This is a genomic window from Nocardia sp. BMG111209 (assembly GCF_000381925.1).
Taxonomy (GTDB): domain Bacteria; phylum Actinomycetota; class Actinomycetes; order Mycobacteriales; family Mycobacteriaceae; genus Nocardia.
This window is the reverse complement of sequence record NZ_KB907309.1, coordinates 546,840-563,990: the sequence shown is the minus strand read 5'-3', so window position 1 is coordinate 563,990 and position 17,151 is coordinate 546,840. Positions and strand designations below refer to the sequence as shown.

15 protein-coding genes are annotated in these 17,151 nt (G+C 68.3%); 8 read left to right on the top strand and 7 right to left on the bottom strand.

The window, feature by feature from the left end; translation table 11 throughout:
- Positions 1-13 precede the first annotated feature (13 nt).
- The 4 genes from G361_RS0133725 to G361_RS0133710 all read left to right on the top strand — a co-directional run bounded on the left by G361_RS0133725 (position 14) and on the right by G361_RS0133710 (position 5,110).
- Positions 14-847, top strand: a complete 834-nt coding sequence (locus G361_RS0133725; protein ID WP_036496339.1) for a helix-turn-helix transcriptional regulator — start codon at positions 14-16, stop codon at positions 845-847.
- 266 nt (positions 848-1,113) lie between these two features.
- The gene (locus G361_RS49915; protein ID WP_155981944.1) at positions 1,114-3,612 is read left to right on the top strand and encodes a hypothetical protein; all 2,499 of its coding nucleotides are present in this window, start codon (positions 1,114-1,116) and stop codon (positions 3,610-3,612) included.
- On the top strand, positions 3,609-4,118 hold the full coding sequence (locus G361_RS0133715; protein ID WP_026343823.1) for an ImmA/IrrE family metallo-endopeptidase: 510 nt from the start codon (positions 3,609-3,611) through the stop codon (positions 4,116-4,118). The genes G361_RS49915 and G361_RS0133715 overlap by 4 nt, the downstream gene beginning before the upstream one ends.
- Complete coding sequence (locus G361_RS0133710) at positions 4,115-5,110, top strand: hypothetical protein (RefSeq protein WP_019931552.1); 996 nt, start codon at positions 4,115-4,117, stop codon at positions 5,108-5,110. Before G361_RS0133715 ends, G361_RS0133710 begins: the two co-directional genes overlap by 4 nt.
- 255 nt (positions 5,111-5,365) lie before the next feature.
- On the opposite strand, the gene G361_RS0133705 is transcribed toward G361_RS0133710, so the two are convergent.
- Entirely contained in the window at positions 5,366-5,782 is a 417-nt protein-coding gene (locus tag G361_RS0133705; protein WP_011207048.1) for a helix-turn-helix domain-containing protein, read from the bottom strand.
- Positions 5,783-6,141: 359 nt separating this feature from the next.
- Positions 6,142-7,308 (bottom strand): steroid 3-ketoacyl-CoA thiolase, encoded by a 1,167-nt coding sequence (locus tag G361_RS0133700; protein ID WP_019931551.1) that lies wholly within the window; start codon positions 7,306-7,308, stop codon positions 6,142-6,144.
- A gap of 206 nt (positions 7,309-7,514) precedes the next feature.
- Between G361_RS0133700 and G361_RS0133695 the strand changes: the two genes are divergently transcribed.
- A complete protein-coding gene (locus G361_RS0133695) occupies positions 7,515-8,696 on the top strand; it encodes a cytochrome P450 (RefSeq protein WP_052172974.1) in 1,182 nt (393 codons plus the stop codon).
- A 60-nt stretch (positions 8,697-8,756) separates the two neighbouring features.
- Here the strand turns inward: G361_RS0133695 and G361_RS0133690 are convergent, their stop codons facing one another.
- Genes G361_RS0133690 through G361_RS0133675 form a run of 4 tightly spaced genes read right to left on the bottom strand, consistent with a single transcriptional unit; the run spans position 8,757 to position 12,398 of the window.
- Complete coding sequence (locus G361_RS0133690) at positions 8,757-9,176, bottom strand: nuclear transport factor 2 family protein (protein ID WP_019931549.1); 420 nt, start codon at positions 9,174-9,176, stop codon at positions 8,757-8,759.
- The gene (locus G361_RS0133685) at positions 9,173-10,339 is read right to left on the bottom strand and encodes a thiolase domain-containing protein (protein ID WP_019931548.1); all 1,167 of its coding nucleotides are present in this window, start codon (positions 10,337-10,339) and stop codon (positions 9,173-9,175) included. The genes G361_RS0133690 and G361_RS0133685 overlap by 4 nt, the downstream gene beginning before the upstream one ends.
- A gap of 39 nt (positions 10,340-10,378) precedes the next feature.
- Complete coding sequence (locus tag G361_RS0133680; RefSeq protein ID WP_036496169.1) at positions 10,379-11,410, bottom strand: thiolase domain-containing protein; 1,032 nt, start codon at positions 11,408-11,410, stop codon at positions 10,379-10,381.
- Positions 11,411-11,423: 13 nt separating this feature from the next.
- Complete coding sequence (locus G361_RS0133675) at positions 11,424-12,398, bottom strand: Zn-ribbon domain-containing OB-fold protein (RefSeq protein WP_026343821.1); 975 nt, start codon at positions 12,396-12,398, stop codon at positions 11,424-11,426.
- A 143-nt stretch (positions 12,399-12,541) separates the two neighbouring features.
- On the opposite strand from G361_RS0133675, the gene G361_RS0133670 reads away from it, so the two are divergent.
- The 3 genes from G361_RS0133670 (at position 12,542) to G361_RS0133660 (ending at position 16,482) form a co-directional block, all read left to right on the top strand.
- On the top strand, positions 12,542-13,579 hold the full coding sequence (locus G361_RS0133670) for an LLM class F420-dependent oxidoreductase (protein ID WP_019931545.1): 1,038 nt from the start codon (positions 12,542-12,544) through the stop codon (positions 13,577-13,579).
- Between the two features lie 55 nt (positions 13,580-13,634).
- Positions 13,635-15,287, top strand: a complete 1,653-nt coding sequence (locus tag G361_RS0133665; RefSeq protein ID WP_019931544.1) for an acyl-CoA synthetase — start codon at positions 13,635-13,637, stop codon at positions 15,285-15,287.
- A 202-nt stretch (positions 15,288-15,489) separates the two neighbouring features.
- Positions 15,490-16,482 carry a sigma-70 family RNA polymerase sigma factor gene (locus G361_RS0133660; RefSeq protein ID WP_019931543.1) on the top strand — a complete coding sequence of 331 codons (993 nt, stop codon included), beginning with the start codon at positions 15,490-15,492 and terminating at the stop codon, positions 16,480-16,482.
- Between the two features lie 48 nt (positions 16,483-16,530).
- Here G361_RS0133660 and G361_RS0133655 read toward each other — a convergent pair whose 3' ends face one another.
- Positions 16,531-16,941: a VOC family protein gene (locus G361_RS0133655; RefSeq protein WP_019931542.1), complete on the bottom strand. Its 411-nt coding sequence runs from the start codon at positions 16,939-16,941 to the stop codon at positions 16,531-16,533.
- Positions 16,942-17,151 lie beyond the last annotated feature (210 nt).

Genomic DNA, 17,151 nt, shown 5'->3' with positions numbered 1-17,151 from the left:
GAAGGGAATGCGGATGAGTGATCGCGCCGAACTCGCGGCCTTCCTGCGCACCCGCCGTGGCCGGCTGCGTCCCGCCGACGTCGGCCTGCCCGACCTCGGGAATTCCAGGCGCACACCGGGTCTGCGCCGCCAGGAGGTGGCCCAGCTGGCCGGGCTGTCGGTCGACTACTACATCCGGCTGGAGCAGGCGCGCGGCGCCAACCCGTCCCGGCAGGTGCTGGCCGCGCTCGCCCGCGCCCTGCTGCTCACCGCCGACGAACGGGAGTACCTGTACCGCATCGCGGGGGAGCAGCCGCCGCTGATCGCGGGGCCGAATCGCACCGTCCCGCAATCGATCCGGACGATGATGGACAATCTGACCGCCACTCCCGCCTATGTCGTGGACGCCACCTACGACATCCTGGCCTGGAATGCCCTGGCGGTGCATTTCATCGGAGATCTCGACAGCCTGCCCGGGGCGGAACGCAACATGGTGCGCTGGATGTTCCAGGCGGCCGCCGCCGGTGGCGTATGGCCGGACGAGGCGGCCCTGGCCTTCGCCCGTGCCACGGTCGCCGACCTGCGCGCCGCCTACGCCCGCTATCCGGGCAATCCCGGCCTGGTCGCGATGGTCACCGAATTACTCGGCACCGCACCACAATTCGCCGAGCTGTGGGCCGCCCACGACGTGGCCGTGCGGCGAGCGCACCACAAGCGGGTGGTGCACCCCGAGCTGGGGCCGCTGGAGTTCGAATGTCAGGTCATGCACATCGCCGACACCGATCAGCGGATGATCTTCTATTGCGCCGCACCCGGTTCCCGCACCGAGGCGGTCTTCCGCGCGCTGGCGGCCCATCCCACCCCGTGATCGGTGCGCGTTGATTGCTGACGGAAATCAACAATCTCCGACGGGAAGAGATGTCTGAAAAGTAGCCGGACTCCGACTGTTCGGGGCGGCGAACCGTGTCCGGTCATTCTGAAAATGTTCGATCCGCGGGTACCTCCGCGCCGAATAACCCTGTGCGAGTTGCGATGATCGGTCGAAGGCGGTGTGCCGAACCCGGAACCCACGCGCCCCGCTGCGATCTCGTGTCCGGTTTGTTGCGCATGGGATGAGGCCGTGGCAGGTGAATCATGTTGTCGGACTCGAAAAGTGGGGCAAATCATACAAACTCGCTCACATGGCAAACGTTCGGCAGCTACGATGGCGTCGGCTCGATCGAAGTCCCGGATGAGCTCGCGGCCCGGGTGAAGTTCTGCGCTCTACACGATGAGGGGAAAGGTAAGCGCATGGCCCTGGGTCGCATGGTGCGTGTCACGGCAGTCGCCGGGATGGTCGCCGGTTACGGGTTCCTGGGGCCGCTCGCCGCCCCGGCCCGCCCCGAACCACCCTGTCCGCAGTGCTCCACCGGTGACGATCCGGGCGAACATGCCCTGCACATCCCCGGCCGCGCCGCCCCGCCGCCCGGTTCACCCCATTCCGCCCACGAGATCGAACTACCGCCCCCGACCCCAGGTCTCGGCGCCCTACTCGGCACCGGTTCGGCCGCCCTCGGTTCCGCAGCGCTCGGTTCGGCGGCCCTCGGATCCGCGAGCACCGGTTCGGCGATGATCGGCTCCATCCCCGCCGCCGTCGAATCCACCACGCCCGACCCGGAATCGACACCGGAACCCGAGCAAGCCGACCCTGGCTTCACCGTCGCGACCGCCGTACTCGCCACCGGTGCCTCCGGCTTGACCGCCCAACTCGGAGCGCTCGCCGCAGATTTCAGTTCATCCGGAACATCCGGAGCACCAACAGGTTCCGAACTACCGGGTGCGGGATCGACCGCCCTGGCGCAGTTCTTCCCTTCCCTCGCACCCGACCCGACCGACCGGTCGTTCCGTGATTCGAATCCCGAGACCACCGAGGTCGACGACTCGGCCGACCTACCCGGGAACGCACCGGCGACAGCATCATTCACGATCCGGCGGACCACCGAGCACACCGTTACGACCGATTCATCCGGTCCTGCCGCGCGTATCGAAGCGCCACAGGCGAGCCCCGCATCCGCGGCGACGAGCGCCGCCACATTACTCGGCATCCTGGGAACCGGTTCGGCCTCCGGCATCGTGCTGCCGGGTGCGCTGAGCACGGGACCCGCCGCGGCGAGCGGCATCCCGTTCCTCGGCGCGCCGGGTACCGGATCCGCTGCGCCGGACGTCGGCGACGGTGCCGTGCCGGCGGGGCCGGACGAGACGAGGTCCGACCGCGCGGAGGCGGCGGACGCCACCGCCGAGCCGGGTGATCACGGCCCTGGGCACGGCATTGCGTTGTCGACCACTTCGGAACCGGATTCGGCTGGATCAGAGGGCATTTCGGGCAGCCACAGCCGACCGGGTGCATTCGCTGCGGATCCGGACGATCCGGGCAGTGTCAGCCGGCTGTCGGGGAGGCCGGGATCGAGTCCGTCCGGGGCGACCGGCGCTGCCACCGAGTCCGTTCCGGGTGCCTCGGACCCGCGTTCCAGGGCAGCGGATTCGGTGGATGCCGCGACCGGATCGGCCCTACCGGGTACAGGTTCCGCCGCTCTGGGTTCGGCAGGTGCGGCCACCGGATCCGCGCTGCTGGGGACCGGTTCGGCCGGTGCAACTGCGGGCTCTGTGCTGTTGGGGATGCTGGGGACAGGTTCGGCGGCCGTGGGGTCCGCCGGTGCTGCTGCGGGTTCCACTCTGCTGGGAGCGTTGGGGACCGGTTCCGCTGCCGCGGGTTCGGCGGGTGCTGCCACCGGGTCCGCGTTGTCGGAGTCCGGCTCGGCGGCCGTGGGGTCCGCAGGTGCTGCCACCGGGTCGGCGCTGTTGGGGTCCGGTTCGGCTGGGGTGGGGTCCGCAGGTGCTGCCACCGGGTCGGCGCTGTTGGGGTCCGGTTCGGCTGGGGTGGGGTCCGCAGGTGCTGCCACCGGTTCCGCGCTGTTGGAGTCCGGCTCGGCGGCCGTGGGGTCCGCCGGGGCTGCCACCGGTTCTGCATTGCTGGGCACGGGTTCGGCCGGAGTCGGATCCGCGGGTACTGGTTCCGCGCTGCTGGGGACCGGTTCCGCCGGGTTGGGGTCCGCAGGTGCCGCAACGGGTTCTGCGCTGTTCAGAGCGTTGGGGACAGGTTCGGCGGCGGTCGGGTCTGCCGGTGCGGCAACCGGTTCCGGGCTGGTCGGGACCGGGTCCGCGGCGGTGGGGTCGGCGGCGCTGGCGTCGCCGCTGTTGTTGTTGCTCCTGTTGCAGCCGCCGCCCGCGCCACCGGTGCCGGAGTCGCCGTTGCTCATTCCGCCGCCGCCCGGACCGGTGCCGTCGGTGACGGCGCCCGTGCTGCCGGTGGTGGTCGTGGCGCCGCCGGCGGCGGACGAGGTGCCGGTTCCGGTGGCGCCGGGGCCCGCGCCGAAGCCCGGGTTCCGGGCGGTGCCGTCGGTGCGGCCGGCCTCGAATTCGAATGGGCTGCCGCCGGTTCAGGCGCTCGCGGTGATCGGTGGCCTGATCGCCATGGCGCTGGCGGCGACCGGGTCGGGGGCGGTCGGATTCCAGAGTGCGGCAGCGGCGCAGGCGCGCGTCGACGCCGCCCGCGCCGCATTCTTCCCGCGGGCCGGAGCGGAGCGGCAGCGATGACCCACATCCGGACCCAGAGTCGTTCTCATCGCCGGGTGGCGGCCGCGGTCGACGCGGTGTGCGCGGTGGCGGCCGACTTCGACGCGACCACGCTGGACGAGGTGGTGCTGGCCGTCTCCGCCGAGCGGCGCCGCCCGATCGAGATCGTCAGCGGCGAGCTCGCCCCGGGGGTGTGCGGGCAGCGCCGGATCTTTCCGGACAAGGAGATGATCATCCTGGCCACGGCCCTGCCCAGCCGCGAGCACACGCTCGCGCACGAGTTGGGGCACATCGTCTTCGATCATCCCGGTGAGGTAACCGCCGAGGTCACGCTGGCGGCGAGTGACGATCTGATCGCCTACATGCTCAACCGGCGCGCGTACCAGCAGATGATCGCCGACGGCCCGGACGAGCTGGCGGAATGGGAGGCGGAGACCTTCGCCAGCATGCTGATGACCAGGTTGCGGGTGTTCCACAACCGAGGCGCCGGCGTCTCGGTCCTTCGATTCGACGAGGCACTGGGATGACGTTCTGGCTGGTGGCACTGGTGATCTGGATGGCCGCGGGGGCGCGGGTGGGGCGGGTGCTGGTGAAACCGGCGACCACGGCCCGGCTCGCGATCGTGCTGGCGGTGGCCGCGGTGGCCGCCGCCGCGACCGCGGCGATCCCCGAGGTGGCGGTGGCCGTCGACCACCTGCTGCCGGCCGGTGTCGACGGTAGGCCGCTGGCCGAACGGGTGGTGGCGGCGGCCTGGCTGGTGTTCGCCGTCGCCACCTCGGTGGTCGCCGCGGCCGCCTGGCCGATCGTGTCCCGGCGCAATCTGCGCAAGATCGCGGCGGCGATCTACGCGGCCGGCCTGGCCGCCGTCGTCGCCACGGTCGGCTGGTCGTTACTGCTCGGCTGGGGAATCACGCTGCTGGCCTGCGGATTCGTCGCGATCACCGGATTGCGCAATCTGGACTGGACGGCGCTCGGACGCGGTATCGCCCTCTACACCTCCGGCACCGTCGTGGTGGGAGTGCTTGCGGCGTTGTCGATTCGGCGGCTGGCCCTCGGCGAACCACCGGCCCGGCCGGGCGCACCGGGCTGGTTCTGGATCGCCTGGCAGGTGGCGGGGCTGTCGGTCGCGCTCGGCGCGGTATGGATCGTGATCGAGCTGTGGACGCGGGCGCGCCTGCTGCTGCGGCGGATCCGGGTCCTGCACCGGACCCTGACCGGACGCTTCCCCGAGGTCGTGACCAGCGACAAGGCCGCGACCACCGCACAATTGCGGGCATCCGATCAGGTCACCCAGATCATGGACGCGATGTATCTGCAGTCCGGCGGTGGGGTGGAACTCGTGGCAGTCGGGCCGCCGCCGGCGTCGGTGACCGAGCGCGCGAACCTGGTCGCGCGCTGGGCCCGTGACCCGTCCGGCGGGGTCGCCGTCGACGCTCGCTGGATCGCGCCGCCGGAGGGTCTCAGCCCGCGCGGGTGGGTCCGAGTGATCGCCCGCGCCCTCCGGACGACGGCCGGTTGAGGCGCACCGATGGGATGCAAACGAAAAGCGTACGAACAATTGCAATCACATACTGCCGGGCGTTCGCCGGACCGACTGGTTTTATGTCATGGATCACAGTGCGGCGTTCTGTCCCTTCGTCTGTCGACCACATCGATGGTGGCGCACAGACACGGCTCACACCGAAGCGGGTCACGCTTCGGTGTGAGCCGAAATCACCCCCAAAACAAACACAGCGCGGTGGTCACCGCACTGTGTGTTGCCTCGAGGACCCTGCTATTCCGTGCCGTCCGGCGGGATCTCGGGCAAGCCTTCGCTCGCCCGCAGCTTCTCGGCCATCGAGGTCAGGAGGTTCTGCGATTCCTCCGACAGATCGAAGGCCCTACTCGACAACCGACGAAGTCCGTAGCCCTGCAGCTGGGACAGCAGCTCGAGATCGTGATCGATCTTGGCCGCGTAGATGTCGTTGAAGAAGTAGTCCGGCTTGACCTTGAAGAACTTCGCCAGCGCCGCCACCGTCTCGTCGGACGGATTGGTGCGCTGTCCCGACCGCAACTGCGAGAGGTACGGTTTCGAGATCGGATGGCCGGAGGCCGTCAAGGCAGCCGCCACCTCCGCGTTGGTGTGCGGCTTGCGCCCCGGGGGATGCACGGTTTCGAACAGCTTGTTCAGCCGCGCCGCGAAATCAGCCATTGTGAGCCGCCCAATTCCCTTCGCTGTACTAACAGTCGTTATCTCGGATACGTATCATTGATATTAGCGGCTGAGTAACTGAAAACCTACGCCTGATTCGCGATTTCCTTGAAGCTTCCAGACGTCCGGTTCCGGAACCGATGTCGGTCGCGGCGTTTGCGGGGTACCCCAACGGCACTGGAGAACCGCAGGCCGGAGTGGGTTTTCGCCCGTCGCGGGGGTGCTCGGGACCCATCGAATGGTAACGCAAAGATAGCTGACGTCTCATACGAGACTCTGTACCGCATATTGTGTGGCGTACGCCACCCGAGGGTCCACGGGGATGAACGTTCAACAACGCCCACGTGAAGCGCCTGTTTCTACAACCTCTCCAAGATCGTGCCGGTCGCAAGTGCGCCACCGGCGCACATGAGGACCATCGCCGTGGTCCCGCCCGTCCGCTCCAGTTCGTGCAGCGCGGTGGTGATCAGTCGCGAGCCCGTGCTGCCGACCGGATGGCCGAGTGCGATGGCGCCGCCGTTCACGTTGACCTTGTCGAGATCGGGTCGATGCACCGAGGCCCAGGACAGCACCACCGAGGCGAAGGCCTCGTTGATCTCGAACAGATCAATATCACCGATGCTCATGCCCGAACGTTCGAGCAGTCGGGTGGTCGCCTGCACCGGACCGTCCAAATGGAATTCCGGTTCCGCGCCGACCAGCACTTGTGTGCGGATTCGCGCCCGCGGCCGCAGTCCGTGCCGAGCGGCGACCTCCTCGTCCATCAGCAGTACGGCGGCCGCGCCGTCGGAGATCTGCGAGGAGGTACCGGCGGTGTGGATACCGCCCTCGAGGACCGGCTTCAGCTTGGCCAGGCCCGCCGCGGTGGTGTCGCGCAGGCCCTGGTCGCGCGCGACGTCGAGCTTCTCGCCGGTGAGCACGCCGGTCTTGTCGACCTGCGGCGCGGTCACGGTGAGCACCTCGCGCTCGAACCGGCCCTCGGCCCAGGCCCGCGCGGCCAGTTGTTGTGAGCGCAAGCCGAATTGGTCGATGTCCTCGCGAGTGATGCCGCGCCGCTTGGCGATTCGTTCGGCCGCGCCGAACTGGTCCGGCATGTCCAGGGTCCAGGACGCCGGTCGGCGCGGTCCGGCCTGTTCGGTGTTCAGGTTGGCGCCCAACGGAACATGGCTCATCGCCTCCACACCGCAGGCGATCCCGATCTCGATCGCGCCGGTGGCGATCAGGCCGGCCACCAGATGATTGGCCTGCTGGGCCGATCCGCACTGCGCGTCGATGGTGGTGGCCCCGGTCTGCCACGGGAGTCCGGCGTGCAGCCACGCGGTGCGGGTGACGTTGTTGGACTGCTCGCCGGCCTGGGTGACGCAGCCGCCGACGATCTGCTCGACCAGCGCCGGGTCCAGATGGGCGCGCTCGAGGACGCCGCGCTGCGCGGCTCCCAGCAGTTCGGCCGCGTGCAGTCCGGCCAGCAGGCCGCCGCGCTTCCCGATCGGGGTCCGTGCCGCCTCGACTATCACGGGTGTGCCCATGAGCCTTCCTTCCCCTTGTATGCAGCAAAAACTGAAACAAGTTCGATGCTAACTCAGGCCGAAAATGCCGGTGTCTTTACTAGTCGATCCGCCTGTGCTGCAATGGCCGTAGAACGTGTTCCAATTACTGGAGGAGTCAGCTGGTGGTAGAGGCTGGTGCCGCGCGGCCGAACGTGCCGGACGGTTTCGACGTCACCGATCCCGCGATGTGGGAGCAGCGAGTGCCGGTCGAGGAGTTCGCCGAACTCCGCCGCGCCGCGCCGATCTGGTGGAATCCGCAGTCCCCGGAGATCGGCGGTTTCCACGACGAAGGGTTCTGGGTGGTGTCCCGGCACGCCGACGTCAAGGAGGTCTCGCGGCGCAGCGAGGTGTTCTCGACCTACGAGAACACCGCGATTCCGCGTTTCCAGGACGACATTCCGCGCGAGAACATCGAGATGCAGCGGCTGATCCTGCTCAACATGGATCCGCCGGAGCACACCAAACAGCGCAAGATCATCGCCCGCGGCTTCACCCCGCGCGTGATCAACGGCCTGCGCGCGGAACTGTCCGCGCGCGCCGAGCGAATCGTCAAGGCGGCGGCCGAATCCGGGACCGGCGACTTCGTCGAGCAGGTCGCGTGTGAGCTGCCGTTGCAGGCCATCGCCGACCTGATCGGCGTGCCGCAGGAGGACCGGATGAAGGTCTTCACCTGGTCCAACGAGATGACCGGCTACGACGATCCGGATATGGACGCGGATCCGGTGATGGCCTCGGCGCAGCTGCTGGGCTACGCCTACCAGATGGCCGAGGACCGCAAGGCGAATCCGGCCGGGGATATCGTCACCGATCTGGTGCAGGCCGAGATCGACGGCGAGGCACTGACTTCCGAGGAGTTCGGCTTCTTCGTGATGCTGCTGGCGGTGGCGGGCAACGAGACCACCCGCAACGCCATCTCGCACGGTATGCACGCCTTCCTGGAAAATCCGGACCAGTGGGAGCTGTTCAAGGCGCAGCGTCCGGCCACCGCGGCCGACGAGATCATCCGCTGGGCCACCCCGGTGAGCATGTTCCAGCGCACCCTGCTCGCCGACGCCGAACTGTCCGGGGTGCAGATGCGCAAGGGGGAGCGGCTGGTGCTGTTGTACCGCTCCGCCAACTTCGACGAGGACGTGTTCGAGAATCCGTACGCCTTCGACATCCTGCGGGATCCCAACCCGCACTTGTCCTTCGGTGGTACCGGCGCGCACTTCTGCATCGGCGCGAACCTGGCCCGGCTGGAGGTCGACCTGATCTTCAACGCCATCGCCGACCACCTGCCCGATATCACCGCCGTCGCCCAGCCGCGCCGCCTGCGCTCCGGCTGGCTCAACGGCATCAAGGAATACCGCGTGGACTACAAGCACTAGGGCGGTAGTGCCGCGAAGGGGGCCACCCACCGGGTGGCCCCCTTCGGTCGTCGCGAGCCGCTACGCCGGTCGCATGGTGGCCATCGCGCGCTCGGTCTCCCAGAACGCGCGCAGGGCGGCGATCTTGCCGGAATCGTCCACGCGATAGGTGAATACGCCGTGCGCGTCGACGATCTGGCCGCCGATGGCGGTGCGGATGAGGCCGGTGTAGGCGACCTCGTGACCGCAGGCGAACGAGTCGTCGAAGAGGAATTCGATCGAGTCGGCCATCGCGATCGCCTTGTCCCAGAACGCCGCGATGGCGTCCCGGCCGCGATGGCCGACACCCTCGGGGTCGAACAGCGAAGGGCCGACGGGATCTTCGACGATGCCGTCGGCGGCGAACAGATCCAGCCAGGCGGCCTTGTCCCGGGCGCGGACCGCCGCCTGCGAGGCGCGGCCCGCGACCCGCGCGGGATGATCGAGTGCGGTGTCCGTCATGGCTTCTCCGATCCCACTACCCACATCGAAAAGTATTGCGAGCCACCGCCGTACGCGTGGCCCAGGGCCTTCTTCGCGCCCTCGACCTGGTAGTCGCCGGCCCGCCGCATGACCTGTTTGGCGGCCTCGGCGAAGCGGATCATGCCGGACGCGCCGATCGGATTCGAGCTCAGCACGCCACCGGAGGGGTTGACCGGCAGCTTCCCGCCGATCTCGGTCTCCGCGGACTCGGTGAGCATCCAGCCCTTGCCCTCCGGCATGAAGCCGAGGTTCTCCAGCCACATCGGCTCGAACCAGGAGAAGGGCACGTAGATCTCGGCGGCGTCGATCTCTTCCAGCGGGTCGGTGATTCCCGCCTGTTTCCACAACGCCGCCGCCGCGTCCCGGCCGGCCTGCGGATTCACCTGGTCGCGGCCGGCGTAGGCGAGCGGTTCGGTGCGCATCGCGGTGCCGTGTATCCACGCCACCGTGCGGCCGTCCGCCTCGGCCGCCGCCGCGGCGGTCTCGTTGCCGAGGACGAGCGCGCACGCGCCGTCGGAGGACGGGCAGGTCTCGTCGAAACGGATGGGGTCCCAGAGCATCTGGGAGGCCAGCACCGATTCCATGGTGATGTCGGCCTGTTGTAGATGGGCGAGCGGATTCTTGGCGCCGTTGCGGCGGTCCTTCACCGCGACCATGGCGCCGACGTGCAGGGGAGCCCCGGAGCGGCGGATGTAGGCGCGCACGTGCGGTGCGAAGTACCCACCCGCGCCGGCGCCGACCGGTTTGGTGAACGGCACCGGATTCGACAGTGCCCACATGGCATTGGATTCCGACTGCTTCTCCCAGGCCACGGCCAGCACCCTGCCGTGTACGCCGGCCTGGATCAGGTTGGCGGCGACGACACCGGTGGAGCCGCCGACCGAGCCGGCGGTGTGCACCCGCAACATCGGTTTTCCGGTGGCGCCCAAGGCATCCGCGAGGAACAGCTCGGGCATCATCGAACCCTCGAACAGGTCCGGCGCCTTGCCCACCACGACCGCGTCGATGTCGGTCATCGTCAGCTCGGCGTCGGCCAGTGCGCGATCGATTGCCTCCCTGCACATTCCGGCCATCGACACATCGGCGCGTTTCGTCACATGATGGGTCTGGCCGGTGCCGAGTACTGCGGCGAGTTCAGTCATGCTGATGTCTCCCGATGATGATTCGTCTCCTGGTGGTGCTCATCGCGCTTCCAGGGTGGCGACGAGGTTCTGTTGCAGCGCCGGGCCGCTGCTCGCGTGGGCGAGGGCCCGGTTCGCGCTGCCGTCGATGATCGCGGTGGCGGCGTAGCCGATGCGCTCCAGACCGGCCGCGAACATGGGGTTTCCGGCGAGCGCGCCGCCGGAGGGGTTGATCCGGGTGCCGCCGCCGAGTCCGATGGCCTGCTTCAGGATCAGCTGTTCGTGGCTGTACTGCGCGTGCAGTTCGGCGACGTCGAAGCCGGAGGCGTCGCCGTCGGTGACGGCGCGGGCCGCGGCGCGGGTGGACGGCGAATCGGTCAGATCGCGGGCGCCGAGCACCGGGGTGTCGATGCGGTGCGCGATACCGGTGAGCCAGGCCGGCCGCTCGCACAGTTCGCGGGCCCGGTCACCGGTCGCCAGCACGATCGCGGCGGCGCCGTCGGTGATCGGGGCGATATCGTGCGCCCGCAGCGGATCGGCGACATACGGTGCGGCCAGCCGCTTCTCGATCTCGGCCGCGTCGGCGGCGCCGACCGCGGCCAGATCGCGTTCGGTCCAGCGGCCGCTGTCCAGCCCGGCGCGGGCGGCCATCCCGGCGATCGAATCGGCGTCCGGCCACAGCGGGCCGACCAGATACGGATCCAGCTGCATGGTCAGCACCTGGCGCAGCGTGCCCGCCGACGGCTTGCCGAAGCCGTACACCAGTGCCGTATCCGCTTGTCCCGAGCGGAGTTTCACCCAGGCCTCGTACAGGGCCCAGGCGGCGTCCATCTCGACGTGCGATTCGTTGATCGGCGGTACCGCGCCGATCGAGTCGATCGCCGAGATGAACGAGAAGGCCCGTCCTGCCAGGTAATCCGAGGATCCGGAGCACCAGAAGCCGATATCGGCGACGGTGATGCCCAGCTTGTCGTACAGGTTCCGGAAGCACGGCGTCAGCATCTCCACGCCGTTGGTGGTGCCGAAGGTCTCCCGGACGTGCGGCGCGTGGGCGAAACCCACCACCGCGATATCGGTTGCTTTGTCGCTCAAGGTAATCCGCTCTCTACAAATGGTGCGAGTAGGTCTCGTATTCGGCGTCCGGCTCACCGGTCGGCTCGAAGTGCGAGACGTTGTCCAGCCCGTCGTAGGTCCACTCCGCGCGCGGCTTCCAGGAAGCCTTGACCCGCATGCCCATTCGGACCTCGTGCACATCGCAGCCGAGCACCAGGTGCAGGAACGGGATGTCGGCGCCGTCGAGCAGTACGTACGCGGCCACATACGGCGGTTTGATGCGCTGGCCCTGGAACGGCACGTTGACGATGCAGAAGGTGGTGACGATGCCGGCGTCGGACAGTTCGACATAGTCGTCGGTGGCCTCACCGGTGCGCGGATCGGCGCCACGCGGCGGGAAGTACACCTTGCCGTCGGTGGCGCGCGCGCCGAGCAGCCGGCCGTCGGCGATGGCCTTCAGGAATTCGGTCTCCTGCGGCGAGGCGGTATGCTTGTAGCGCAGATCGACCGGGGTCACGATCGCGGTCACCGGTGCGCCCTCGTCGGCGGAATCGACAGGGGCCGTGGATATTTCGCCGGGCTCGAAACATTCGATGTCGTGGATGCCGCCGCTGCGCGCGGCCGCCCAGCGCGCCCGGACCCGCAGGCCGGTGTGGATGTCCCCGGGAGAGGCCACGTCCACCGCGTGCAGCAGGCCGGTGTCGGCGCCGTCGAGCCGGATCAGGGCGTAGGCGAACGGACGGTCGAAGGGCTGGCCCGGTAACGGTTCCCGCACCCACGACCAGGTCTGTACGGTACCCACATCGGCGACGTCGACGAAGTCGGTCAGCGGTGCGGCGGTGACCGGATCGTATTCGGCCGGCGGCACCAGAACCCGGCCGTCGGAACCGCGCACGCCCACGACCCGCCCGGCACGCAGCCCGGTGAGGAAGCGTCCGATGGTCGGACCGACGGATCTGGTGTAGTCGAAGGTGAGCCGCAGCTCCGCGGCGAGCACCTCCGGCGTGGCGCCGCCGTCGTCGGAGATGGTGCCGGCAATGGTGTTCCCCTGAGTCACGACATCGAGTAGAACAGGTTCTTATTCTGGAGGCAAGGGTTCCCGGGCATAGTAGGAGCCGTGCAGGTGAAGGCGGCAGGCCGTGATCGAGGCCCCGCGAGAAAGGACATGGCATGCGTTTCGGATTGCAGCTCGGGTACTGGGGTGCGCAGCCGCCGGCGAACGCCGCGGAATTGATCACGGCGGCCGAGGAATCGGGCTTCGACGCGGTGTTCACCGCCGAGTCGTGGGGATCGGACGCGTTCACGCCACTGGCCTGGTGGGGATCGTCGACCCGGCGGGTGCGGCTGGGTACCTCGGTGGTGCAGTTGTCCGCGCGCACGCCCACCGCGACCGCGATGGCCGCGCTCACCCTCGACCATCTCAGCGGCGGCCGGGCGATCCTGGGACTCGGGGTGTCCGGGCCGCAGGTGGTGGAGGGCTGGTACGGCGAGCCGTTCGCGAAACCGTTGGCGCGCACCCGCGAATACGTCGGCGTGGTGCGGCAGGTGCTGGCCCGCGAGGCGCCGGTGGTGAACGACGGTTCGCACTACCCGCTGCCCTATCGGGGCCCCGGCGCGACCGGACTGGGCAAGCCGCTCAAGCCGATCACCCATCCGCTGCGCGCGGATCTGCCGATCTGGCTGGGTGCCGAGGGGCCGAAGAATGTCGCGCTCACCGCCGAGATCGCCGACGGCTGGCTGGCCATCTACTACACGCCGCGGCTGGCCGGGACGTACAACGAATGGCTGGACGAGGGTTTCGCCCGGCCCGGGGCCCGGCGCACCCGGGCGGATTTCGAGATCGCCGCGACGGCGCAGGTGATCCTCACCGACGACGTGGCCGGGGAACTCGATCGGCTGCGGCCGTTCTCGGCCCTGTACATCGGCGGGATGGGGGCCGAGGACGTCAACTTCCACGCGGAGGTGTACCGCCGCATGGGATACGGCGAGGTGGTCGACGAGATCACCGCGCTGTTCCGGTCCGGTCGCAAGGCCGAGGCGGCGGCCGCGGTACCCGACGAACTGATTCTCGACACGACCATCATCGGCGACGAGGCGCACGTCCGGGAACAGCTCGGGGTATGGGAGAAGGCCGGGGTGACGATGCTGCTCGTGGGGGCGCGCGACATCGAGCAGGTGCGGCGGCTCGCGCCCCTGCTAGCGCATTAGTAAACCCCGTAAATCAAGTCTTGTCAGCCGAGTGAACACGTTCTATTTTTGTCGTGTGGGTTACAACATCGCTGATCTTGTCGAACACGCCATCGATCTCGTGCCGGAACGTGTCGCGCTGGCCGACGACACCCGCTCGGTAACGTATGCCGAATTGGAGGAGCGAACCAACAAACTGGCGCACTACCTGCAGGAACATGGTGTGCAGCCGGGCGACAAGGTCGGCATCTACTCGCGCAACACGATCGAGGCCGTGGAGGCTATGGTCGCGGTGTTCAAAGCGCGCGCCGTGATGATCAACGTCAACTTCCGCTACGTCGAGAACGAGTTGCAATACATATTCGAAAATTCGGATATGGTCGCGTTGATCCACGAGCGCCGCTACACCGATCGGGTGGCCGGTGTGCGCTCGAATGTGCCCAAGTTGGGGACGGTTCTGGTCGTCGACGACGATACCGCCGGGCAGTTCCCCACCGCGCCGGATTCGGTCGAATACGAAGCGGCGCTGGCCGCTTCGTCCGGTGAACGGGACTTCGCCCCGCGCTCGCCCGACGACATCATGATGATCTACACCGGCGGCACCACCGGCCTGCCCAAGGGCGTGATGTGGCGGCACGAGGACTGGTGGCGGGTGCTCGGCGGCGGCATCAACTTCGTCACCGGCGAGGTCGTCCAGGACGAGTGGCAGCAGGCGAAGGTCGGCGCGGGTAATCCACAGCTGGTGCGGTATCCGATTCCGCCGATGATCCACGGCGGTTCGCAGACGGCCACCTTCCACAGCCTCTTCGACGGCGGCAAGGCGATCATGCTGCCGGAGTTCAGCGGACACGGGGTGTGGCAGGCCATCGACCGGCACACCATCAACCTCATCTTCGTCACCGGTGATGCGATGGCCCGGCCGATGCTCGACGCGCTGCAGGCCGGCAACCCGGAAACCGGTGAGCCGTACAAACATTCGAATCTGTGGGCGATGGCCTCCAGTGCCGCGCTGTTCTCGCCGGCGCTCAAGGACCAGTACCTGGAACTGCTGCCGACCACGATGATCACCGACTCGATCGGCTCCTCGGAGACCGGTTTCGGCGGCCTGTCGGTGGCGGCCAAGGGCGCCACCCACACCGGTGGCCCGCGGGTGAAGATCGACGCCTCCACCGATGTGCTCGACGAGGCGGGCAATCCGGTCGCGCCGGGCTCCGGGCAGGTCGGGCTGCTGGCCCGCCGCGGGCACATCCCGCTGGGCTACTACAACGACCCGGTGAAGACCGCCGCGACGTTCAAGGAGTTCAACGGGATTCGCTACTCCATCCCCGGTGACTACGCGCGGGTGGAGGCGGACGGGTCGGTCACGATGCTCGGCCGCGGTTCGGTGAGTATCAACTCCGGTGGCGAGAAGATCTACCCGGAGGAGGTCGAGGGCGCGCTGAAATGTCATCCGGACGTCTTCGACGCGCTGGTCGTCGGCGTGCCCGACGAGCGCTGGGGGCAGCGGGTCGGCGCGGTGGTGCACTGCCGCGACGGCAAGCGGCCGAGCCTGGAGGATCTGCGTCCGGTGCTGACCCGGGAGATCGCCTCCTACAAGCAGCCGCGCAGTCTCTGGTACGTGGACGCGATCCAGCGCAATCCGGCCGGCAAGCCCGATTACAAGTGGGCGCACGCGGAGGCCGAATCCCGGCCCTCGGACGAGGACGCACCGGCGTCGACCGCGAAATAAACCTGCTTTCCGGACAATTCACCCTCCGTTACCCGGTCTGTCCCTGATACGCCGTGGACGTCCGGTCAGGATGTCTGCGGTTTCGGGGATTACCTGTCGGTGCCCTGTGCCACAGTGGGACCAGAGCGGGGGTGCTGCGCGGCGATCGCGCACCGGACCGGGCCCAGAGGCCCCCGCTCGTGCGACGAGAGGAACGACGAGCATGAGCACCAGCGGGGGCGCCACCGGGGTCGAGGAGATCCTGCCCGAATTCGAGGGCTACCGGCGCGAACTGTGCGCCTACGCCTATCGGATGCTGGGTTCGTCCTTCGAGGCCGAGGATGCGGTGCAGGAGACGCTGACCAGGGCGTGGAAGGCCTACGACTCGTTCGAGGGCCGGTCCAGCCTGCGCTCCTGGTTGTACCGCATCGCCACCAACGTCTGCCTCGACATGCTCGACGGGCCGCAGCGGCGCGCCATGCCGATGGACCTCACCGGTCCCTCCTCGGCCGATGCGCAACTGCCGCCGCCGCGCACCGATCTGCCCTGGATCGAGCCCATTCCCAACGGGCTGGCCTTCGGCTCCGACCCGGCCGATCGGGCCGCCACCAAGGATTCGCTGCGGCTGGCCTTCCTGGCCGCCATGCAGCATCTGCCCGCCACCCAGCGCGCGATCCTCATCATGCGCGAGGTGCTGCGTTTCTCCGCCAACGAGACCGCCGACATGCTGACCATGTCGCCCACCTCGGTGAACAGCGCACTGCAACGGGCCCGCGCCACCATCGCCAAGGTGCAGCCGACGGCCGAGAAGGCCTACGACGAGACCGACGACGAGCAGCGCAAATTCGTCGAGGCGTATGTGCAGGCATTCGAGGCGTTCGACATGGACGCGCTCACCGCCCTGTTGAAGAAGGACGTCGACATGCAGATGCCGCCGTTCGACTTCTGGGTGCGCGGCCCGCAGGAGGTCGCGGCGTTCATGCTCACCATCGGATCGGCTTGCCGCGGTTCGAAACTCGTCCCGCTGGCCGGTGCCAACGGCCTGCCGGCCTTCGGCCACTACAAGCCGAGCGAGCACGATCCCGCGGTACTGGAGCCGTGGTCGATCACGGTGCTCGAACTCGACGGCGATCGTGGCATCAGCGGGCTCAACTACTTCCTGGACACCGAGAAGCTGTTTCCGCTGTTCGGCCTGCCGCCGGAGCTGCGGGTGTAGGGCGCGGGCGGAAGGGTTGTGCCACAACCCGTTCGCGCGCTGGATGCGTCACTGACCGCGCATCCAGAACGCTTCCCACTGATGACCGTCCGGATCGAGGAAGGTGCGCCCGTACATGCCGATCGCCATCTCCTGCATCCGCCGGTCCGGGTGCAGCTCCTCGACTCCGCCCGCGGCCACCGCGGCGGAGACCAGAGCGTCGACGGCGTGCACACTACCCAGCGCCAAGGCGTAGACCGCGCCCACGGTGGCGGTGGTGATCGCGCGCGGTCGCCGCGCGAAGTTGTGGAAGAAGTTCTGCGACAACAACATCACGCTGATGTTGTCGTCGATCACCACACAAGCGGCGGCATCGTCGGTGAACTCCTGATCGATCTTCCAGCCCAGCCGCTCGTAGAAGCCCTTCGACCGCTCCAGATCGGCCACCGGTAGGTTGAGGAAGATCATCGTGCTCGGCATACCCGAGTCCTCTCGGCCATGGGACAGTACGGACAGGTATATCGACGGTTCAACCAACCAGAACTCATCGCTGCTGTGTCCGATTGCTTCGGCTCCGCCTCGCTGGTTTGCGGCCTGTAACCCCGGCGTTCCGGCACCCGCTGCCTGCTCCTTCGTCGCATCGCATCGGGCACCGGAACGCCGGGGGCGGCCGCAAACCGCGCGGGGGTA

Bases quoted from the DNA above. Each gene is read 5' to 3' on its own strand.
- G361_RS0133660 (WP_019931543.1), top strand. From the start codon at position 15,490: ATGAGCACCAGCGGGGGCGCCACCGGGGTCGAGGAGATCCTGCCCGAA.
- G361_RS0133705 (WP_011207048.1), bottom strand. From the start codon at position 5,782: ATGGCTGATTTCGCGGCGCGGCTGAACAAGCTGTTCGAAACCGTGCAT.
- G361_RS0133725 (WP_036496339.1), top strand. From the start codon at position 14: ATGAGTGATCGCGCCGAACTCGCGGCCTTCCTGCGCACCCGCCGTGGC.
- G361_RS0133690 (WP_019931549.1), bottom strand. From the start codon at position 9,176: ATGACGGACACCGCACTCGATCATCCCGCGCGGGTCGCGGGCCGCGCC.
- G361_RS49915 (WP_155981944.1), top strand. From the start codon at position 1,114: ATGTTGTCGGACTCGAAAAGTGGGGCAAATCATACAAACTCGCTCACA.
- G361_RS0133685 (WP_019931548.1), bottom strand. From the start codon at position 10,339: ATGACTGAACTCGCCGCAGTACTCGGCACCGGCCAGACCCATCATGTG.
- G361_RS0133710 (WP_019931552.1), top strand. From the start codon at position 4,115: ATGACGTTCTGGCTGGTGGCACTGGTGATCTGGATGGCCGCGGGGGCG.
- G361_RS0133655 (WP_019931542.1), bottom strand. From the start codon at position 16,941: ATGCCGAGCACGATGATCTTCCTCAACCTACCGGTGGCCGATCTGGAG.
- G361_RS0133670 (WP_019931545.1), top strand. From the start codon at position 12,542: ATGCGTTTCGGATTGCAGCTCGGGTACTGGGGTGCGCAGCCGCCGGCG.
- G361_RS0133700 (WP_019931551.1), bottom strand. From the start codon at position 7,308: ATGGGCACACCCGTGATAGTCGAGGCGGCACGGACCCCGATCGGGAAG.
- G361_RS0133715 (WP_026343823.1), top strand. From the start codon at position 3,609: ATGACCCACATCCGGACCCAGAGTCGTTCTCATCGCCGGGTGGCGGCC.
- G361_RS0133695 (WP_052172974.1), top strand. From the start codon at position 7,515: ATGTGGGAGCAGCGAGTGCCGGTCGAGGAGTTCGCCGAACTCCGCCGC.